The sequence below is a fragment of the Streptomyces sp. BV286 genome, from assembly GCF_019090165.1.
GTDB lineage: Bacteria > Actinomycetota > Actinomycetes > Streptomycetales > Streptomycetaceae > Streptomyces.
This window is the reverse complement of the sequence record NZ_JAHRIB010000026.1, coordinates 28,452-48,202: the sequence shown is the minus strand read 5'-3', so window position 1 is coordinate 48,202 and position 19,751 is coordinate 28,452. Positions and strand designations below refer to the sequence as shown.

18 protein-coding genes are annotated in these 19,751 nt (G+C 69.5%); 15 read left to right on the top strand and 3 right to left on the bottom strand.

Annotated features, from left to right (window positions below):
• Positions 1–128: 128 nt before the first annotated feature.
• The 3 genes from KUF83_RS03680 (at position 129) to KUF83_RS03670 (ending at position 4,519) form a co-directional block, all read left to right on the top strand.
• Complete coding sequence (locus tag KUF83_RS03680) at positions 129–2,480, top strand: bifunctional polysaccharide deacetylase/glycosyltransferase family 2 protein (RefSeq protein ID WP_217453066.1); 2,352 nt, start codon at positions 129–131, stop codon at positions 2,478–2,480.
• The gene (locus KUF83_RS03675) at positions 2,480–3,715 is read left to right on the top strand and encodes an acyltransferase (protein ID WP_254643317.1); all 1,236 of its coding nucleotides are present in this window, start codon (positions 2,480–2,482) and stop codon (positions 3,713–3,715) included. Before KUF83_RS03680 ends, KUF83_RS03675 begins: the two co-directional genes overlap by 1 nt.
• 102 nt (positions 3,716–3,817) lie before the next feature.
• Complete coding sequence (locus KUF83_RS03670) at positions 3,818–4,519, top strand: demethylmenaquinone methyltransferase (RefSeq protein WP_217453065.1); 702 nt, start codon at positions 3,818–3,820, stop codon at positions 4,517–4,519.
• Positions 4,520–4,605: 86 nt separating this feature from the next.
• Here the strand turns inward: KUF83_RS03670 and KUF83_RS03665 are convergent, their stop codons facing one another.
• Together KUF83_RS03665 and KUF83_RS03660 are read right to left on the bottom strand one after the other, a co-directional pair.
• Positions 4,606–4,953, bottom strand: coding sequence for a PASTA domain-containing protein (locus KUF83_RS03665; protein WP_374105970.1), 348 nt, complete (start codon positions 4,951–4,953; stop codon positions 4,606–4,608).
• A 71-nt stretch (positions 4,954–5,024) separates the two neighbouring features.
• On the bottom strand, positions 5,025–5,531 hold the full coding sequence (locus KUF83_RS03660; protein WP_217453063.1) for a GNAT family N-acetyltransferase: 507 nt from the start codon (positions 5,529–5,531) through the stop codon (positions 5,025–5,027).
• Between the two features lie 129 nt (positions 5,532–5,660).
• Here KUF83_RS03660 and KUF83_RS03655 point away from each other — a divergent pair, with 129 nt between their 5' ends.
• The gene (locus tag KUF83_RS03655; protein ID WP_217453062.1) at positions 5,661–6,965 is read left to right on the top strand and encodes a geranylgeranyl reductase family protein; all 1,305 of its coding nucleotides are present in this window, start codon (positions 5,661–5,663) and stop codon (positions 6,963–6,965) included.
• A gap of 234 nt (positions 6,966–7,199) precedes the next feature.
• On the opposite strand, the gene KUF83_RS03650 is transcribed toward KUF83_RS03655, so the two are convergent.
• Complete coding sequence (locus KUF83_RS03650) at positions 7,200–8,027, bottom strand: C40 family peptidase (protein WP_217453061.1); 828 nt, start codon at positions 8,025–8,027, stop codon at positions 7,200–7,202.
• Positions 8,028–8,792: 765 nt separating this feature from the next.
• Here KUF83_RS03650 and KUF83_RS03645 point away from each other — a divergent pair.
• From KUF83_RS03645 to nuoK, 11 genes are all read left to right on the top strand, one after another.
• On the top strand, positions 8,793–9,152 hold the full coding sequence (locus KUF83_RS03645; RefSeq protein WP_003974383.1) for an NADH-quinone oxidoreductase subunit A: 360 nt from the start codon (positions 8,793–8,795) through the stop codon (positions 9,150–9,152).
• Between the two features lie 66 nt (positions 9,153–9,218).
• Positions 9,219–9,773: an NADH-quinone oxidoreductase subunit B family protein gene (locus KUF83_RS03640; RefSeq protein ID WP_018528252.1), complete on the top strand. Its 555-nt coding sequence runs from the start codon at positions 9,219–9,221 to the stop codon at positions 9,771–9,773.
• On the top strand, positions 9,770–10,510 hold the full coding sequence (locus KUF83_RS03635) for an NADH-quinone oxidoreductase subunit C (protein ID WP_217453060.1): 741 nt from the start codon (positions 9,770–9,772) through the stop codon (positions 10,508–10,510). Before KUF83_RS03640 ends, KUF83_RS03635 begins: the two co-directional genes overlap by 4 nt.
• A complete protein-coding gene (locus KUF83_RS03630) occupies positions 10,507–11,838 on the top strand; it encodes an NADH-quinone oxidoreductase subunit D (protein WP_217453059.1) in 1,332 nt (443 codons plus the stop codon). Before KUF83_RS03635 ends, KUF83_RS03630 begins: the two co-directional genes overlap by 4 nt.
• Positions 11,835–12,713: an NADH-quinone oxidoreductase subunit NuoE gene (nuoE, locus tag KUF83_RS03625; protein WP_217453058.1), complete on the top strand. Its 879-nt coding sequence runs from the start codon at positions 11,835–11,837 to the stop codon at positions 12,711–12,713. Before KUF83_RS03630 ends, nuoE begins: the two co-directional genes overlap by 4 nt.
• Positions 12,713–14,095 carry an NADH-quinone oxidoreductase subunit NuoF gene (nuoF, locus tag KUF83_RS03620; protein WP_217453057.1) on the top strand — a complete coding sequence of 461 codons (1,383 nt, stop codon included), beginning with the start codon at positions 12,713–12,715 and terminating at the stop codon, positions 14,093–14,095. Before nuoE ends, nuoF begins: the two co-directional genes overlap by 1 nt.
• Complete coding sequence (locus tag KUF83_RS03615; RefSeq protein WP_217453056.1) at positions 14,092–16,596, top strand: NADH-quinone oxidoreductase subunit G; 2,505 nt, start codon at positions 14,092–14,094, stop codon at positions 16,594–16,596. Before nuoF ends, KUF83_RS03615 begins: the two co-directional genes overlap by 4 nt.
• Complete coding sequence (gene nuoH / locus KUF83_RS03610) at positions 16,593–17,981, top strand: NADH-quinone oxidoreductase subunit NuoH (RefSeq protein WP_217453055.1); 1,389 nt, start codon at positions 16,593–16,595, stop codon at positions 17,979–17,981. Before KUF83_RS03615 ends, nuoH begins: the two co-directional genes overlap by 4 nt.
• Positions 17,974–18,615: an NADH-quinone oxidoreductase subunit NuoI gene (gene nuoI / locus KUF83_RS03605; RefSeq protein ID WP_217453054.1), complete on the top strand. Its 642-nt coding sequence runs from the start codon at positions 17,974–17,976 to the stop codon at positions 18,613–18,615. The genes nuoH and nuoI overlap by 8 nt, the downstream gene beginning before the upstream one ends.
• A complete protein-coding gene (locus tag KUF83_RS03600) occupies positions 18,612–19,454 on the top strand; it encodes an NADH-quinone oxidoreductase subunit J (RefSeq protein ID WP_217453053.1) in 843 nt (280 codons plus the stop codon). The genes nuoI and KUF83_RS03600 overlap by 4 nt, the downstream gene beginning before the upstream one ends.
• Complete coding sequence (gene nuoK, locus KUF83_RS03595; RefSeq protein ID WP_004927567.1) at positions 19,451–19,750, top strand: NADH-quinone oxidoreductase subunit NuoK; 300 nt, start codon at positions 19,451–19,453, stop codon at positions 19,748–19,750. Before KUF83_RS03600 ends, nuoK begins: the two co-directional genes overlap by 4 nt.
• The last annotated feature ends 1 nt before the right edge of the window (position 19,751 follow it).

The following is a 19,751-nucleotide window of genomic DNA, read 5'->3' as shown; positions in this document are numbered from 1 at the left end:
GCCCACCGGCGCCCCGCCCTCGGGCGTGGCCACCGGCGCCGCTCCCACCGCCGCCCCGTCGGCGCCCGTCCCCGCCCCGACCGCGTCCGCCTCCGCGGCCGCCAACTGACCGGAACGCACCCACACTCATGGCAACCACGACGCCCTCGCGCGGCCGCCGGCGTGCCCCGTCCCGGATGACCCGGGCCGCGGGCAGGGCCGCGGCGCTGCAGAAACCGCGTGTCATCCTCGCCCTGCTGCTCCTCCTCGCCCTCACCAGCGTGATGCTGCTCGACGGCTATCTGCGCGCCGAGGTCGGCGGGGACGAGCGCGTACGCAGCAACGCCAGCTCCAGCAAGGTCCCGGACGACGTCCTCGACGGCGGGCCGATCCTCTCCTTCAGAGGCGGGCAGGCCCAGAGCCGGTCCGTCCCGGACAAGACCATCGCGCTGACCTTCGACGACGGCCCCAACCTCACCTGGACGCCCCAGATCCTCGACATCCTGGAGGAGAACGACGTCCCGGGCACGTTCTTCGTGGTCGGCTCGATGGTCTCGCGCTACCCGGACATCGTGAACGACCTGGTGGACCAGGGCAACGAGATCGGCATCCACACGTTCACGCACGTCGACCTCTCGTACCAGAGCGACGCCCGGATCAAGCGGGAGATGGACCAGACGCAGCTCGCCCTGGCAGGCGCGGCGGGGATCACGACGACCCTGTTCCGCGCCCCGTACTCCTCGGAGACGGACGCCATCGACAACTACAGCTGGCCCGTCTACAAGAAGCTCGGCGAGGAGGGCTACACCAGCGTCTTCGTCGACACCGACAGCGACGACTGGAAGCGGCCCGGCGTCTCGAAGATCATCAAGTGGGCGACGCCGTCGAAGAACAAGGGCGCGTCGGTCCTCTTCCACGACGCGGGCGGCGAGCGCTCGCAGACCGTCGCGGCGCTCGGCACGTACATCAAGAAGATGAAGGCGAAGGGCTACACCTTCACCACCATCAGCGGCGCCATCCAGCAGACGGACGGCGCGGACCGGCAGACGGACAGCCCGCAGTCGGACGGTCAGCAGGCGAACGGCCAGCAGCCCGGCGGCGAGCAGACGGGCGGGGAACAGGCCGCCGGCGGGCAGGCGGCGGGCCAGGCACCCGGCGGACAGCAGGGACAGCAGGCCGGGGGAGCCGGCGGCCTCCAGGCCGCCCACCGCACCGCCACCGGCACCACCCTGTACGAGGGCAAGGCACTCGTCGCGGCGGTCACCGTCGCCGAGTGGACCGTACCGGGGCTCGCGACCGGGCTCGCGGTCGTGGGCGTCGCCGTCATGGGCCGCTTCGGGATGATGCTGATCCTCGCCCGCAGGCACTACCGGCAGCGCAACAGACGCCGGTTCAGCTGGGGGCCCGCCGTCACCCGGCCGGTCAGCGTGATCGTGCCCGCGTACAACGAGAAGGAGTGCATCGCCAACACCCTCAAGTCGCTGGCGCAGAGCACCCACCCGATCGAGATCATCGTCGTGGACGACGGTTCGACGGACGGCACGTCCGAGATCGCGCGCAGCGCCGCCGAGTCCTTCGGCATGACGAACGTCCGGGTCGTCCGCCAAGAGAACGCGGGCAAGCCGGCCGCCCTCAACAACGGTGTCCGCAGCGCCAGTTACGACATCGTCGTGATGATGGACGGGGACACGGTCTTCGAACCGGACGCCGTGCACCAGCTGGTGCAGCCCTTCGCCGACCCCGAGGTCGGCGCGGTCGCGGGCAACGCCAAGGTCGGCAACCGCGACACGGTCATCGGCGCCTGGCAGCACATCGAGTACGTGATGGGCTTCAACCTCGACCGCCGCATGTACGACCTGCTGCGCTGCATGCCCACCATCCCGGGCGCGATCGGCGCGTTCCGCAGGGAGGCCGTGCTCGCGGTCGGCGGGATGAGCGAGGACACGCTCGCCGAGGACACCGACATCACCATCGCCATGCACCGTCAGGGCTGGCGGGTCGTCTACCAGGAGCACGCCAGGGCCTGGACGGAGGCGCCCGGTTCGCTCAAGCAGCTGTGGTCGCAGCGCTACCGCTGGTCGTACGGCACGATGCAGGCGCTCTGGAAGCACCGCAAGTCCCTGACGGACAAGGGGCCTTCGGGGCGCTTCGGCCGGGTCGGCATGCCGCTGGTCGTCATCTTCCAGATCGTCACGCCCGTCTTCGCGCCGCTCATCGACGTGTTCACCGTCTACTCGATGATCTTCATCGACTTCAAGGCGTCCCTGCTGGCCTGGCTGGCCGTCCTGTGCGTGCAACTCGTGTGCGCGGCCTACGCGTTCCGGCTCGACCGGGAGAAGTACCGGTACCTGCTGATGATGCCGCTGCAGCAGCTCGCGTACCGGCAGATGATGTACCTCGTCCTCATCCACTCCTGCGTCACGGCCCTCACGGGCGGCCGTCTGCGCTGGCAGAAGCTGAAGCGCACGGGTGAGGTCGGCACACCGGCGGGGGCGGGCTGATGGGCTCGCACCGCCGGGACGGCCGCCCGCCGGCGACCGCCGCACCGGATCTCCCGCCGGCCACCACCGCACCGGACGTCCCGCCGGTCGCCGGGTCCGGAGCTCCGCCGGTCGCCGAGGCGCCGCCGACCACCGGGTCCGGGCCGCTGTCGGACACGGCACGGCTGCCGCGCGTGGAGACCGTTCCGAAGACGCGGGCGGCCGCGGGTCGCGACCGCTACTTCGACACGCTCCGGGCGGTCGCCCTGGTCCGCGTCGTCACGTACCACACCTTCGGCTGGGCCTGGGCGGGCATGGTCCTGCCCTCCATGGGGATCATGTTCGCGCTCGCCGGAACCCTGATGGCCAAGTCCCTGGAGCGGCCCGCCCTCAAGGTGATCAGGAGCCGTGTCCGCCGGCTCCTGCCGCCCTTCTGGTTCTGGGGCTTCTTCGTCGTGGCCGCGATGCTGGTCCACGGCTGGATGCCCGGCTGGCAGATCGTCTACTGGGTCGTGCCGCTCGGCGACCCGCCGGGCAACGCGTGGGGCGAGCAGGCCTGGGAGATCCTCTGGTACCTGCGCACCTACCTCTGGTTCGTCCTGCTGTCGCCCCTGCTGCTGCGGGTCTTCCGGGCGGCCCCGGTGGCGGTCCTGGTGCTCTCGCTCGCGCCGATCCTGGTCGTCCAGTTCCTCCGGGCGCCGCCGGACGACCGCTTCGGCAACGCGCTCACCGACCTGGCCACGTTCCTCTTCTGCTGGATCCTCGGCTTCGCGCACCGCGACGGCGTGCTGCAGCGGCTGAAGCCGCTCGCCGTCGTGGTCCTCTCGCTCGCCGCGATCGGCTACGGAGGCTGGTACGCCTTCACGCACCAGGCCGAGACGGGCTCGTACGACCTCGACGACATCCCACTCGCGCAGGCCTTCTGGTCGGCGGGGTTCGTGACCCTGCTGATGTACGCGAAGGCGCGCTTCGGGATCGACTTCGCGTGGCTGGCCCGCTTCAGGCGCCTCGACCGGATCGTCACGATCTTCAACGCCCGCGCCGTGACCCTCTACCTCTGGCACGAGATCGCGCTGATCCTGGCCGTCCCGCTGATCGACCGGTTCTGGAACGTCCCGGCCTTCGAGGCGTATCTGCCGCTGGAGAGCCAGTGGTTCATGTTCGGCGTCGGCTGGCTCCTGATCGCCGTGTTCGTCCTGCTGTGCGGGTGGGTGGAGGACGTGGCCGCCCGGACGAGGCCGAGGCTGCTGCCCTGAGAGCCGCCCCGGGGCACGGCGGCGTTCTCCACCGGCGTTCCCGGCCGGGGTGCGGGCCGGGTGTCGGCGAGTCGCCCGGCCCGTACTGCCACAATGGGGACCGTGACCCGCGCATCCCTGAACAAGCAGCCGCACGAAGTCGCCTCGATGTTCGACGACGTGGCGGAACGGTACGACCTGACGAACGACGTGCTGTCGCTCGGCCAGGACCGGGTGTGGCGCAAGGAGGTCGCGAAGGCGGTCGACGCGCGGCCCGCGCAGAAGATCCTCGACCTCGCGGCGGGCACGGCCACCTCCTCGCTGCCCTTCGCGCGCACGGGTGCGTACGTCGTCCCCTGCGACTTCTCCCTCGGGATGCTCAGGGTCGGCAAGAAGAACCACCCCTGGCTGCCGCTCACGGCGGGCGACGCCACGAAGCTGCCGTTCAAGGACGACACCTTCGACGCGGTGACGATCTCCTTCGGCCTGCGGAACGTGCAGGACACGGACACGGCACTGCGTGAGCTGTACCGGGTGACGAAGCCCGGCGGCCGCGTGGTGATCTGCGAGTTCTCGCACCCGACCTGGGCGCCCTTCCGCACCGTCTACACCGAGTACCTGATGCGTGCCCTGCCGCCGGTGGCCCGCGCGGTCTCCTCCAACCCCGACGCGTACGTCTACCTCGCCGAGTCGATCCGTGACTGGCCCGACCAGCCGGCCCTGGCCGAGCGCCTGATCAAGGCGGGCTGGTCGAAGGTGGCGTGGCGCAACCTGTCGGGCGGGATCGTGGCGCTGCACAGGGGTTACAAGCAGCAGGCCGCGTAGCCCCCGCCGCCTCTGCCGTCCGGGGGCGTGAGGGGCCTGTGCCCCGGCCCGTTCCTGTGCCCCGGCCCGGTCGGGAGACCCGGCCGCTAGCGCAGGACCGCGAACGGATCCCCCGGCTCGTCGAGCTCCCGGTACAGCCCTCCGGGCGGCGGCCCGCCCCGCCGGGGCTCCCGGACACCCGCTCCGCCCCCGCCCTCACCCTCGCCGAAGTCGAACCACACGGTCACCACCGCGCCGCGGGACACCTCCGACCCGGGCAGCGGGTACTGCCGTACGACGTAGTCGACGACAGTCAGATGGAAGTCGGGCCGGTCGGGCGCCGCGAGCAGCACCCCGCGCGCCTCGGCCGTCTCGCGCGCGTCCATGGCCATCAGACCGACGAGCCGCGGTACGCGCACTTCGGGTGTCTTGCGTGGTATGCGCACAGACGTCACCCCCAGCGGTACCGGCAGAGTAAGCCCTGCCGGGCCGCGCCGGAAGGTGTCGGAGGACCGCGGGGGAGCCGTCAGAGAGCCAGCCGGTAGCAGTGCCCGACCTGCTGCGAATTCGGGGACGTGAACGACTCCACGAGCTCCATGCCGAGGCGTCTGGTCACCGCGATGGACCGCTGGTTGCGCGCGTTCACCATGGCCACCACGCTCGGTACGCCGGTCGCGCGCACCCTCTCCAGCGTGGCCTGCGCCGCCGCGGTGACGTACCCCCTGCCCCAGTACTCCCGCCCGAGCCGCCAGCCGATCTCGATCTCGCCCTTCGGGCCCCACTCGTGGGGCCACGGCTGCGCCCCGGTGAAACCGATGACCCGCCCTTCCTCGTCGAGCATGGTCCAGAAGCAGAAACCGTGTTCGGCGTCGTGCCGGCGCTGCCGGGCGGTCAACTCCTCGTAGACGGACAACTCGGCGGATCTCCCGCCGTGGAACTCCATCACGTCCGGGTGATCGAAGGCCCGATGCCAGGCGAACGCGTCCTCGTCGGTCGGGACGCGCAGGTGTACCACGGGGAGAGCTCGGTTCACGGGGCAGCCCTTCAGCCAGGTGATCAGTACCGCTGCATAGACTGCCCATGTCCCGTGCCCGTCAGCACGCGGATTTCGAGACTTCGCGCTTAGAGACTTCGAGCCTTCGAGACTTGGGGAGACCCCGCCGTGACCGAGTCCCAGCCCCTCTCCGAACACACCGCCGATGTGATCGTCGTCGGGGCCGGACCAGCCGGTTCCACCACCGCCTACTACCTGGCCAAGGCCGGGCTGGACGTCCTGCTCCTGGAGAAGACCGCGTTTCCGCGGGAGAAGGTGTGCGGCGACGGGCTGACGCCCCGCGCGACCAAGCAGCTCGTCTCCATGGGAATCGACATCTCGGAGGAGGCGGGCTGGCTCCGGAACAAGGGGCTCCGCATCATCGGCGGCGGAGTCCGTCTCCAGCTGGACTGGCCGGAACTCGCCGCCTACCCCGACTACGGACTCGTCCGCAAGCGCGACGACTTCGACGAACAGCTCGCCCGGCAGGCGCAGAAGGCGGGCGCCCGGCTGCACGAGCGCTGCAACGTCGGCGCCCCGGTCATCGACGACCGCACGGGCCGGATCACCGGCGTCCACGCGAAGATCGGTGACGCCGACTCCAAGGAGAAGCGCGAGGTCACCTTCCACGCGCCCCTGGTCGTCGCCGCCGACGGCAACTCCACCCGGCTGTCCCTGGCGATGGGCCTGCACCGCCGCGAGGACCGCCCGATGGGCGTCGCGGTCCGTACGTACTTCACGTCCCCGCGCCACGACGACGACTACCTGGAGTCGTGGCTGGAGCTGTGGGACCGGCGCGGCCCCGGCGAGGACCGCCTGCTGCCCGGGTACGGCTGGATCTTCGGCATGGGCGACGGCACGTCGAACGTCGGCCTCGGTGTCCTCAACACCACCTCCTCGTTCAAGGAGCTGGACTGGCGCGAGGTCCTCAAGGCCTGGTGCGCCTCGATGCCCGAGGACTGGGGCTACACCCCGGAGAACATGACGATCCCGATCCGCGGCGCCGCCCTGCCGATGGCCTTCAACCGCCAGCCCCACTACACGAAGGGCCTGCTGCTCGTCGGCGACGCGGGCGGCATGGTGAACCCCTTCAACGGCGAGGGCATCGCCTACGCCATGGAATCCGGCCAGATCGCCGCCGACGTCATCGTCCAGGCCCATGCCCGCGCGACGCCCGCCCAGCGGGAACTCGCCCTCCAGCGCTACCCGAAGGTCCTCAAGGACACCTACGGCGGCTACTACACGCTCGGCCGCGCCTTCGTGAAGCTCATCGGCAACCCGAAGGTCATGAAGATCGCCGCCCAGCGCGGCCTCACGCACCCCATGCTGATGCGGTTCACGCTGAAGATGCTCGCCAACCTGACGGACCCGACGGGTGGCGACGCCATGGACCGCATCATCAACGGCCTGTCGAAGGTCGCTCCGAAGGCATAGGCGACAAACACCGCGTGGCGGTGCGGTGGGCGGGCCCGCCCACCGCACCGCCACGCCCCGGGCGGCCGCTCCACGTGGAGCGGCCGCCCGCGCCGCGTGCGCGCGGCCTGAAGGGCCCGTGGAGCCCTTTCCGGACGGCACGCCCGGTGGCCCGCTGCGGGAGCACGCCCGCGGGCCGCTCCCCTCACCGAGGGAAGCGGCCCGTCAAAAGCGGTCAAATTGTGTGACCGAAGGTCAGAGCACCCGCACCGCACCGCTCGCGGGGTAGCCCGACAGGTCCTGGATGACGACGCCCTTCGAGGGGTTCGCCGCGTCCAGGTACTGGCCGCCGCCGATGTAGACACCCGTGTGGTACGCCGAACCCGCGCCACCCCAGTACAGGATGTCGCCGACCTGGATGTTGGACAGCGCGACCGGGGTGCCGGCCGTCGACTGGGCCTGGGAGACACGCGGCAGGTCGATGCCGACCTGCTTGAACGCGGCCTGGACCAGAGCCGAGCAGTCCCACGCGTCGGGGCCGGTGGCACCCATGACGTACGCGTCGCCGACCTGCGCCCGGAGGAAGCTGATGACGGTGGCGACGCTGCCGCTGGCAGGGGCGACGGCGTCGTTGCTGGGCGTCGCCGCGAGGGTGGTCCGCCCGGCGGAACGCGTGGCGCGCTCCGCGGCGGCCTTACGGGCGTCCTCGGCCTTCTGCTTGGCCTCAGCCTTCTTCTTCGCGTCCGCGAGGTCGGCCTTGGCCTGCTTGGCGGCCTTGGCGGCGGCGGCGTCACGCTCGGCCCGCAGCTGGTAGTCGGCCGCGGCCTGCTGGGTGACCTCCGCGGACTCGGCCACCTGAGCGGTCAGGTCGGCGGTGAGCGTGGGCAGCTCGATGGTCTGGGTGACCGGCTCGGCCGCGTTGGCCGATCCGGCGGCACCGGCCACTGCCAGGGTGCTGAGGACGCCACCGGCAACTCCGGCGCGCATCGCGAGCGCCGAGCTGCTGCGAGGCCGGGGTTTCCGGTGGCTGCGTATGTGAGCGGTGTGGGACATGGGTACAACCGGTATCAGGGAGTCCTCCATACCTTCAAGAAACGTGCGCTGCGCCACAATTGTTCAACGGGCCCTCCGAAGGCCGGGCGTGGCGTTCCTTATTGACGCCGTAACGGGCATTGCGGACACCACCCAACAAGCCTGTGATCAAGGCCTTTTCGCGTTACGCCCGAATTGCCCGCGGCCTACCACTCGTTGGCGCGGATGGCCAAGCCCGGTTGTTTCCGGCCCGTTACCAATGTGACGCACGTCACGGAACGGCACCCGTGACGGCCGCGTCGCGCGCGCGGATCGGGGGGAGGCGTGAAGGCCGGCCCGGTGGCGGCTCCGCTCGTGAACGGATGCACGCACCGGAGTCGTCCACAACGGGCATCCCAACTCCCCCCGAAGTGTGAACGAGTTCCTCTATCAAGCGCCCACGTCCAGCACCAATTTGCCTTGGGTCCGACTCCCTTGATAGTGCGCCAGGGCCTGGACCAGCGACGACGAGCGAAAATGTCACCTCTGGTGATCACTCGGGCGCTTCTCGTACGAAGATCAGCACTCATCCGACTTCATGATCGTTCGCCGGGTGGTGGAGATCACAAAGGCGTTGTCGTACCCCGTGTCGCAGATCACAGACCGGCAGGCATAGGATGCGGGGCAGTTGGGCTTGTGACCTGCTTCACATGTGCGCGATCTTCGTGGAGCTGCACAGGGCTCGCGCGCCTCATGAGGTCCATGAGGTTCGTGAAGCAGGAGCGACGCCTGATGCAACCGCCAGCAGTCAATGCCGACTGAGAGGAGCGAGGAGCGGTGAACGCGTATGCGCCCATCCTCGTACTGGGAGCCCTCGGGGCAGGCTTTGCGATCTTCTCCGTGGTCATGGCCACGCTTATCGGTCCAAAGCGATACAACCGGGCCAAGCTCGAGGCCTACGAGTGCGGAATCGAGCCGACCCCCACGCCGGCGGGCGGCGGGCGGTTCCCCATCAAGTACTACCTGACGGCGATGCTCTTCATCATTTTCGATATCGAGATCGTCTTCCTCTACCCCTGGGCGGTCACGTTCGACGCGCTCGGGATTTTCGGGCTCGTGGAGATGTTGCTCTTCGTGCTCACCGTCTTCGTCGCGTACGCGTACGTGTGGCGGCGAGGCGGCCTGGAATGGGACTGAAACCCGCATGGGACTGAACCCCGCAAGGGACTGAGCCCCGTATAGGGGACAGAGGAGCCACTGAGCATGGGACTCGAAGAAAAGCTGCCGAGCGGCTTCCTGCTGACCACCGTCGAGCAGGCCGCGGGGTGGGTGCGCAAGTCGTCCGTCTTTCCCGCCACCTTCGGCCTCGCCTGCTGCGCCATCGAGATGATGACGACGGGCGCGGGCCGCTACGACCTGGCGCGCTTCGGCATGGAGGTCTTCCGCGGTTCGCCGCGGCAGGCCGACCTGATGATCGTCGCCGGACGCGTCAGCCAGAAGATGGCGCCGGTCCTGAGGCAGGTCTACGACCAGATGCCGAACCCGAAGTGGGTGATCTCCATGGGGGTTTGTGCGTCGTCGGGCGGCATGTTCAACAACTACGCGATCGTGCAGGGCGTCGATCACATCGTCCCTGTCGATATCTACCTGCCCGGCTGTCCGCCGAGGCCCGAGATGCTGATGGACGCGATTCTCAAGCTCCATCAGAAGATCCAGTCCTCGAAGCTCGGCGTGAACGCCGAGGAAGCGGCCCGCGAGGCGGAGGAAGCGGCGCTCAAGGCGCTCCCCACCATCGAGATGAAGGGGCTGCTGCGGTGAGCGACGCGAACGGCAACGGCACGAACCCCGAGAAGGACCTCGGCGCCTCCAACCTGCCGGGCCAGCGCGGCGACGGCGGGGAGGAGATCCGCGTCCAGCGCGGCATGTTCGGCGCCAACAACGGCGGGGACACCTCCGGCTACGGCGGCCTGGTCCGCTCGATCCGTCTTCCCGGCCCGGCGTCCCGCCCGTACGGCGGCTGGTTCGACGAGGTCGCCGACGAGCTCGAGGGCGCCCTGGAGGAACAGGGGCTCGTCCCGGAGAACGCGATCGAGAAGACGATCGTCGACCGCGACGAGATGACCTTCCACATCGACCGCGAGCACCTGCTCCGCGTCGCCCGGACCCTGCGCGACGACCCGGCCCTGCGCTTCGAGCTGTGCACCGGGGTGAGCGGAGTCCACTACCCCGAGGACAAGGGCCGCGAACTGCACGCCGTCTACCACCTGCGCTCGATCACCCACAACCGGCTGATCCGCCTCGAAGTCAGCGCCCCGGACAGCGACCCGCGCATCCCGTCCCTCGTCTCGGTCTATCCGACGAACGACTGGCACGAGCGCGAGACGTACGACTTCTTCGGCATCGTCTTCGAGGGCCACCCGGCACTGACGCGGATCATGATGCCGGACGACTGGCAGGGCTTTCCGCAGCGCAAGGACTATCCCCTCGGCGGCATCGCCGTCGAGTACAAGGGCGCCCAGATCCCGGCTCCGGACCAGCGGAGGTCGTACTCATGAGCACGTCGCACGCATCAGCCGCCTCCGCGCGCGAGACCACCGAGGGCCACGTCTACACGGTCACCGGCGGCGACTGGGACGAGGTCGTCCAGACCGCGGCCAAGGCCGACGACGAGCGCATCGTCGTCAACATGGGCCCCCAGCACCCGTCCACGCACGGCGTGCTCCGGCTCATCCTCGAAATCGACGGCGAGACGGTCACCGAGGCCCGCTGCGGCATCGGCTACCTGCACACCGGCATCGAGAAGAACCTCGAGTTCCGTACGTGGACACAGGGCACCACCTTCGTGACGCGCATGGACTACCTGACGTCGTTCTTCAACGAGACCGCGTACTGCCTGGCCGTCGAGAAGCTCCTCGGCATCGAGGACCAGGTCCCGGACCGCGCGACGATCATCCGGGTGCTCCTGATGGAGCTGAACCGGCTCTCCTCGCACCTGGTGTGCATCGCCACCGGCGGCATGGAACTCGGCGCCACCACGATCATGATCTACGGCTTCCGTGATCGTGAACTGATTCTCGACATCTACGAGCTGATCACCGGCCTGCGCATGAACCACGCGTTCATCCGGCCCGGCGGCCTCGCCCAGGACCTGCCCCCGGGCGCGGTGGACCAGATCCGCGAGTTCGTGAAGAAGATGCAGAAGAACCTTCCCGAGTACGACAAGCTCGCCACCGGGAACCCCATCTTCAAGGCCCGTATGCAGGACATCGGCCACCTCGACCTGGCCGGCTGCATGGCCCTCGGTGCCACGGGGCCCATCCTGCGGTCCGCGGGCCTCCCGCACGACCTGCGCAAGGCGCAGCCGTACTGCGGCTACGAGACGTACGACTTCGACGTCCCGACCACCGACACCTGCGACGCGTACGGGCGCTTCCTCATCAGGCTGGAGGAGATGCGCCAGTCGCTGGCGATCGTCGAGCAGTGCCTGGACCGGCTGCAGCCCGGTCCGGTCATGGTCACCGACAAGAAGATCGCCTGGCCCGCCCAGCTCGCGCTCGGCCCCGACGGCCTCGGCAACTCGCTCGACCACATCAAGAAGATCATGGGCACCTCCATGGAGGCCCTGATCCACCACTTCAAGCTGGTGACCGAGGGCTTCCGCGTACCGCCGGGACAGGCGTACGCGGCCGTCGAGTCACCCAAGGGGGAACTCGGGGTGCATGCCGTGTCCGACGGAGGCACCCGCCCCTACCGGGTCCACTACCGGGACCCGTCCTTCACCAATCTGCAGGCCATGGCGGCGATGTGCGAGGGCGGCCAGGTCGCCGACGTCATCGTCGCCGTCGCGTCCATCGACCCCGTGATGGGAGGCGTCGACCGGTGACCACCACTCCTTCCGAGCAGGGCGTACAGCCGCAGGGCGTCAGCCTGGGCATGCCCCAACTGCCCGCGCCCGCATACCCGGACGACGTCCGGGCCCGGCTCGAGGCGGACGCGCGCGAGGTCATCGCCCGCTACCCGGACTCCCGGTCCGCCCTCCTTCCGCTGCTGCATCTCGTGCAGTCGGAGGAGGGCCATGTCACGCGCACCGGACAGCGGTTCTGCGCGGAGATGCTCGGCCTCACCACGGCCGAGGTGACCGCGGTCGCGACCTTCTACTCCATGTACCGCCGCAAGCCGAGCGGTGACTACCAGGTGGGCGTGTGCACCAACACGCTGTGCGCGGTCATGGGCGGCGACGCGATCTTCGAGGCGCTCCAGGACCACCTCGGCGTCGGCAACGGCGAGACCACCGGTGACGGCAAGGTCACCCTGGAGCACATCGAGTGCAACGCGGCCTGCGACTTCGCGCCGGTCGTGATGGTCAACTGGGAGTTCTTCGACAACCAGACCGTGGCGAGCGCGAAGAGCCTCGTCGACGACCTGCGCGCGGGAACACAGGTCGAGCCGACGCGCGGTGCCCCCCTGTGCTCCTTCAAGGACACCGCCCGCATCCTGGCGGGCTTCCCCGACGAGCGGGCCGGCGCGGTCGAGGCGAGCGGCGGCGCGGGCCCCGCCTCGCTGATCGGCCTCCGGCTGGCCAAGGGGGAGACGGGCTCCGCCCGCGTGGTGCACCCGCGGGGGTCCGGAGCTCCCCAGGACGGAGCGCCGCACGCCCCGTCCCCGGCCGAGCACCTCAGTTCGCACGACGCGCCGCAGGACACGGCGGCCTCCGACCCGGCCAACCCGGCCGGGCCCGCTGCCGAGGAGGGGGAGTGATGACCTTGTCCACTCAATACGGGGGCACCTCCCGGCCCGAGACCGGCGGTGAGAGCAGTCCCGAGAAGCTGCTCTCGCCGGTGCTGTCGGCCTTCTGGGACGAGGACAGGTCCTGGTCGCTGGACGTGTACCGCAGGCACGAAGGGTACGAGGGCCTGCGCAAGGCGCTCGCCATGTCACCGGACGACCTCATCGCGTACGTGAAGGACTCCGGTCTGCGCGGGCGCGGCGGCGCGGGATTCCCCACCGGAATGAAATGGCAGTTCATTCCGCAGGGCGACGGAAAGCCTCACTATCTAGTTGTCAACGCCGACGAATCGGAACCGGGGACCTGTAAGGACATCCCGCTCCTCTTCGCGAACCCGCACAGCCTCATCGAGGGCATTGTGATCGCCTGTTATGCGATCCGGTCGTCGCATGCGTTCATCTATCTGCGGGGTGAGGTCGTCCCCGTGCTGCGGCGCCTGCACGAGGCCGTCCGCGAGGCCTACGCGGCGGGCTTCCTCGGCGAGAACATCCTGGGCAGCGGACTCGATCTCCAGCTCACCGTGCACGCGGGCGCGGGCGCGTACATCTGCGGTGAGGAGACCGCGCTGCTCGACTCGCTCGAAGGCCGCCGTGGACAACCGCGACTTCGTCCTCCTTTCCCTGCGGTCGCGGGTCTTTATGCCTGTCCGACTGTTGTGAACAACGTCGAGTCGATCGCGTCGGTTCCCGCGATTCTCCACAAGGGCAAAGAATGGTTCCGCTCGATGGGAAGCGAGAAGTCCCCGGGCTTCACGCTCTACTCGCTCAGCGGCCACGTCACCAGCCCCGGCCAGTACGAGGCCCCGCTCGGCATCACCCTCCGTCAGCTCCTCGACATGAGCGGCGGCATCCGGGCCGGACACCGCCTCAAGTTCTGGACGCCGGGCGGCTCCTCGACCCCGATGTTCACCGACGAGCACCTCGACGTCCCTCTTGACTACGAAGGAGTGGGCGCCGCGGGTTCCATGCTCGGCACGAAAGCACTCCAGTGCTTCGACGAGACGACCTGCGTCGTCCGGGCCGTCACACGGTGGACCGAGTTCTACGCCCACGAGTCCTGCGGCAAGTGCACGCCCTGCCGCGAGGGCACGTACTGGCTCGTGCAGCTGCTGCGCGACATCGAGGCGGGCAAGGGCGTCATGTCCGACCTCGACAAGCTGAACGACATCGCCGACAACATCAACGGCAAGTCCTTCTGCGCTCTCGGCGACGGCGCCGCCTCGCCGATCTTCTCCTCCCTCAAGTACTTCCGCGAGGAGTACGAGGAGCACATCACGGGACGCGGCTGCCCCTTCGACCCCGCCAAGTCGACGGCCTGGGCCGACAAGGACAAGCACACGGAGGTGAACGCATGACCGTGACCACAAGCGCTCCCTCCGGAGGCGGGGAGGCGGCGGTCCCGCCGGAGGATCTCGTCTCGCTGACCGTCGACGGCATCGAGATCAGCGTGCCCAAGGGCACCCTGGTCATCCGCGCCGCCGAGCAGCTCGGCATCGAGATTCCCCGCTTCTGCGACCACCCCCTCCTCGACCCGGCCGGTGCCTGCCGCCAGTGCATCGTCGAGGTCGAGGGCCAGCGCAAGCCCATGGCGTCCTGCACGATCACCTGTACGGACGGGATGGTCGTCAAGACTCATCTCACCTCTCCTGTCGCCGAGAAGGCCCAGAAGGGTGTGATGGAGCTCCTGCTCATCAACCACCCGCTGGACTGCCCGGTCTGCGACAAGGGCGGCGAGTGCCCCCTGCAGAACCAGGCCATGTCCCACGGCCACTCCGAGTCCCGCTTCGAGGGAAAGAAGCGGACGTACGAGAAGCCGGTACCGATCTCCACCCAGGTGCTGCTCGACCGTGAGCGGTGCGTGCTGTGCGCCCGCTGCACCCGGTTCTCCAACCAGGTCGCGGGCGACCCGATGATCGAGCTGATCGAGCGCGGCGCGCTCCAGCAGGTCGGCACCGGCGAGGGCGACCCCTTCGAGTCGTACTTCTCCGGGAACACCATCCAGATCTGCCCGGTCGGCGCGCTCACCTCCGCGGCGTACCGATTCCGCTCCCGGCCCTTCGACCTCGTCTCGTCGCCCTCGGTGTGCGAACACTGCTCCGGCGGCTGCGCGACCCGCACCGACCACCGCCGCGGCAAGGTCATGCGGCGCCTCGCGGCCGACGACCCCGAGGTCAACGAGGAGTGGATGTGCGACAAGGGACGCTTCGGCTTCCGGTACGCGCAGCAGCGTGACCGGCTGACGACGCCCCTGGTCCGCGGTGAGTCCGGGGCCCTGGAGCCCGCCTCATGGCCCGAGGCACTGGAAGCGGCCGCGCAGGGACTCCTGGCCGCCCGCTCCCGGTCCGGTGTCCTCACCGGCGGCCGCCTGACCGTCGAGGACTCCTACGCGTACAGCAAGTTCGCGCGCGTGGCCCTCGACACGAACGACATCGACTTCCGCGCGCGCGTGCACAGCGGCGAGGAGGCCGACTTCCTGGCCGCCCGCGTCGCCGGACGCGGCCGGGACCTCGACGGTACGGGCGTCACGTACACCGCCCTGGAGAAGGCCCCCGCGGTCCTGCTCGCCGGACTCGAGTCCGAGGAGGAGGCCCCCGGCGTCTTCCTGCGGCTTCGCAAGGCGTGGCGCGGACACGGACAGCGGACCTTCGCGCTGGCCACGCACACGACCCGCGGCCTCGAGAAGGCCGGCGGCACGCTGCTGTCGGCCGCGCCCGGCACCGAGACCGAGTGGCTGGACGCGCTCGCCTCCGGAGCGGGCCTCGAGGGCGAGGGCGCGAAGGCCGCCGAGGCACTGCGCGCCGAAGGCGCCGTCATCGTCGTCGGTGAGCGGCTGGCCTCCGTGGCCGGCGGGCTCACCGCCGCCGTACGGGCCGCCTCCGCGACCGGCGCCCAACTGGTGTGGATCCCGCGCCGGGCCGGCGAACGCGGCGCGATCGAGGCGGGGGCGATGCCCTCGCTGCTGCCCGGCGGACGCCCTGCCACCGACCCGCGCGCGCGGGACGAGGTCATCCAGGCCTGGAGGATCGCCGCACTGCCGCACCGCCACGGACGCGACACCGGACAGATCGTCGAGGCCGCCGCCGCCGGTGAACTCTCCGCGCTCGTCGTGGCGGGCGTCGAGGTCGCCGACCTCCCCGACCCGGCACGCGCGCGTGCGGCACTCTCCGCGGTGGGCTTCCTGGTGTCGCTGGAGCTGCGTCCCAGCGAGGTCACCGAGCACGCGGACGTCGTGTTCCCCGTCGCCGCGGTCGCCGAGAAGGCCGGCACCTTCCTCAACTGGGAAGGCCGGGCGCGTCTCTTCGAAGCCGCCCTCAAGCCCGACCAGATGACCCGCCGGGTGGCGCCCACCGACGCGCGTGTCCTGCAGATGCTGGCCGACGCCATGGACGTACACCTGGGACTGCCCGACCTGCGCACCGCGCGCGCGGAGCTGGACCGGCTCGGTGCCTGGGACGGGCCGCGGGCCACCGGACCCGCACAGGCCGCGGCCGTGCTGCCGCGGCCCGCCGCCGGGGAGGCAGTCCTCGCCGGACACCGGCTGCTGCTCGACCAGGGCCGCCTCCAGGAGGGCGACGAGGCACTCGCCGGGACCCGGCACGCCGCCCAGGCGCGCGTGTCGGCCGCCACGGCCGCCGAGGCGGGCGTCAAGGACGGCGACACGCTGGCCGTGACAGGACCCGCCGGTGTGGTCGAACTCCCGCTGCGGATCACGGAGATGCCCGACCGCGTGGTGTGGCTCCCGCTGAACTCCGCCGGGGGAGGCGTCGCCTCGGACACGGGGGCGCTGCCCGGCGCACTCGTCCGCATCGGACCGGCGACGCTCGCCACCGAGGCCCCCAAGGAGGTGGAGGCATGACCGGAAACCTCGCCGCGCCGGTGTACCTGGCCGCGGAGGACCTCTCCATGTTCGGCCGTGACCCCTGGTGGCTGGTCGTCATCAAGGCGGTCTTCTGCTTCGCCTTCCTGATGATCACCGTGCTCTTCTCCATCGTGTGGGAGCGCAAGGTCGTCGCCTGGATGCAGCTGCGGATCGGCCCCAACCGGCACGGCCCCTGGGGCATGCTCCAGTCGCTCGCCGACGGCGTGAAGCTGATGCTCAAGGAAGACCTGATCGTCAAGCGCGCGGACAAGGTGGTCTACGTCCTCGCGCCGATCGTGGCGGCCATCCCGGCCTTCATGGCGATCGCCGTGATCCCCTTCGGACCGGCCGGCAACGAGATCTCGATCCTCGGCCACCGCACGACGATGCAGCTCACCGACCTGCCGATCGCGATGCTCTACATCCTCGCGGTCGCCTCGGTGGGCATCTACGGCATCGTCCTCGCGGGCTGGTCGTCCGGGTCGACGTACCCGCTGCTCGGCGGTCTGCGCTCGTGCGCGCAGATGATCTCGTACGAGATCGCCATGGGCGCCGCGTTCGCGTCGGTGTTCCTGTACTCCGGTTCGATGTCGACCTCGGAGATCGTCGCCCAGCAGCAGGACCGCTGGTACATCCTGCTGCTGCCGGTGTCGTTCCTGATCTACGTCGTGACGATGATCGGTGAGACCAACCGGGCCCCGTTCGACATGCCGGAGTCCGAGGGCGACCTGGTCGGCGGCTTCAACACCGAGTACTCGTCCATCAAGTTCGCGCTGTTCATGCTCGCCGAGTACGTGAACATGGTGACCGTCTCGGCGGTCTCCGTGACGCTCTTCCTGGGCGGCTGGCGGGCCCCGTGGCCGATCAGCACCTTCTGGGAGGGCGCGAACCACGGCTGGTGGCCGATGCTCTGGTTCGTCATCAAGGTCCAGCTGCTGTTGTTCTTCTTCATCTGGCTGCGCGGCACGCTCCCGCGTGTCCGTTACGACCAGCTGATGAAGCTCGGCTGGAAGGTCCTGATCCCGGTCTCGGTGGTCTGGCTGATGCTCGTCGCGACCGTACGGACGCTTCGCAACGAGAACTACGACTTCGCCGACATCGCCCTGTACGTGGCCGGCGCCGTCCTCGTCCTGCTGTTGCTCTCCTTCGTCGCCGACATGTTCCGCGACCGGAAGGGCGCGAAGGAGGCGCCGGACGAACCCGTCGCCTTCGACCCGATGGCGGGCGGGTTCCCCGTGCCGCCACTGCCGGGACAGGAGCTGCCGCCGGTACCCCGGCGCCGCCCGCGCCGGGAGCGGGAGTTGATTGTCAGTGGCGGACCCGATACTGCCAGTGACGGATCCGATGGACCTCGTGACGGAAAGGAGGCGTCCGATGGCTGATGAGCAGAAGGAGACCAAACCCGGTTTCCAGAATCCCGTCGCAGGCTTCGGCGTGACCTTCAAGGCCATGTTCAAGAAGCGGCTGACCGAGCAGTATCCGGAGCAGCAGAAGACCACAGCCCCGCGCTTCCACGGCCGGCACCAGCTCAACCGCCATCCGGACGGCCTGGAGAAGTGCATCGGCTGCGAGCTGTGCGCCTGGGCCTGCCCTGCGGACGCCATCTACGTGGAGGGCGCGGAGAACACCGAGGAGGAGCGCTACTCCCCGGGCGAGCGGTACGGGCGGGTCTACCAGATCAACTACGCCCGCTGCATCCTGTGCGGCCTGTGCATCGAGGCGTGCCCCACGCGCGCGCTCACGATGACCAACGAGTTCGAGCTGGCCGACAGCAGCCGCGCCAACCTCATCTACACCAAGGAGCAGCTGCTCGCCGGCCTGGAGGAGGGCATGGTCGAGTCTCCGCACTCGATCTTCCCGGGCATGGACGAGCAGGACTACTACCAGGGGCTGGTCACCGAGGCCGCGCCGGGCACGGAACCGCAGGTCGCCCACTCCAAGGGTGAGGTCCCGCAGGACGGCTCCTCGACCTTCGGCGAGGGCGAACCCGCGTCGGGGCAGGTGATCGGCCGATGAGCGCGCAACTCGCCGCCCACTCCAGCTCGCTGGCGGCCTATTCGACCTCCACCGGTGAGGCCGTCCAGTTCTGGGTTCTCGGTACCGTCGCCGTGATCGGCGCCCTGTGCACCGTCTTCATGAAGAAGGCCGTGCACAGCGCGCTCTGCCTCGCCGGGACCATGATCGTCCTGGCGGTGTTCTACCTCGCCAACGGCGCGTACTTCCTGGGCATCGTGCAGGTCGTCGTCTACACCGGCGCGATCATGATGCTGTTCCTCTTCGTGGTCATGCTCGTCGGTGTCACCGCGGCGGACTCCCTCAAGGAGACCATCAAGGGCCAGCGCTGGCTGGCCCTCCTGTGTGGCCTCGGCTTCGGCATCCTGCTCTGCGCGGGCATCGGAAACGCGTCGCTGACGGAGTTCAACGGCCTGGCCCAGGCCAACTCCGCCGGCAACGTGGAAGGGCTCGCCACCTTCATCTTCACGAAGTACGTCTTCGCCTTCGAGATCACCGGCGCCCTGCTCATCACGGCCGCCGTCGGTGCCATGGTGCTCACCCACCGCGAGCGCACCGAGCGGGCGAAGACCCAGCGCGAGCTGGCCGGGGAGCGCGTACGCGCGAACAAGCAGCTGCCGCCGCTGCCCGCCCCCGGCGTCTACGCCCGGCACAACGCGGTGGACATCGCCGGTCTCCTCCCGGACGGCACCCCGTCCGAGCTCACCGTCATCAAGACGCTGCGCGACCGCGGCCAGATCCGCGACGTGTCGAACGAGGCGATCAGCGACCTCAAGGCCCTGGAGCAGCGCTCCGAGGAGCGGCTCGGCCGCGAGGACCGTGAAGAGGAGGCCGCGAAGTGAACCCCGTCAACTACCTCTACCTCGCCGCCCTGTTGTTCACGATCGGCGCCACAGGCGTCCTGATCAGGCGTAACGCGATCGTGGTGTTCATGTGCGTCGAGCTCATGCTCAACGCCTGCAACCTCGCGTTCGTCGCCTTCTCCCGGATGCACGGCAATCTCGACGGCCAGATCATCGCCTTCTTCACGATGGTCGTCGCCGCCGCGGAGGTCGTGGTCGGGCTCGCGATCATCGTGTCGCTGTTCCGTTCCCGCCACTCGGCCTCGGTCGACGACGCCAGCCTGATGAAGCTGTAAG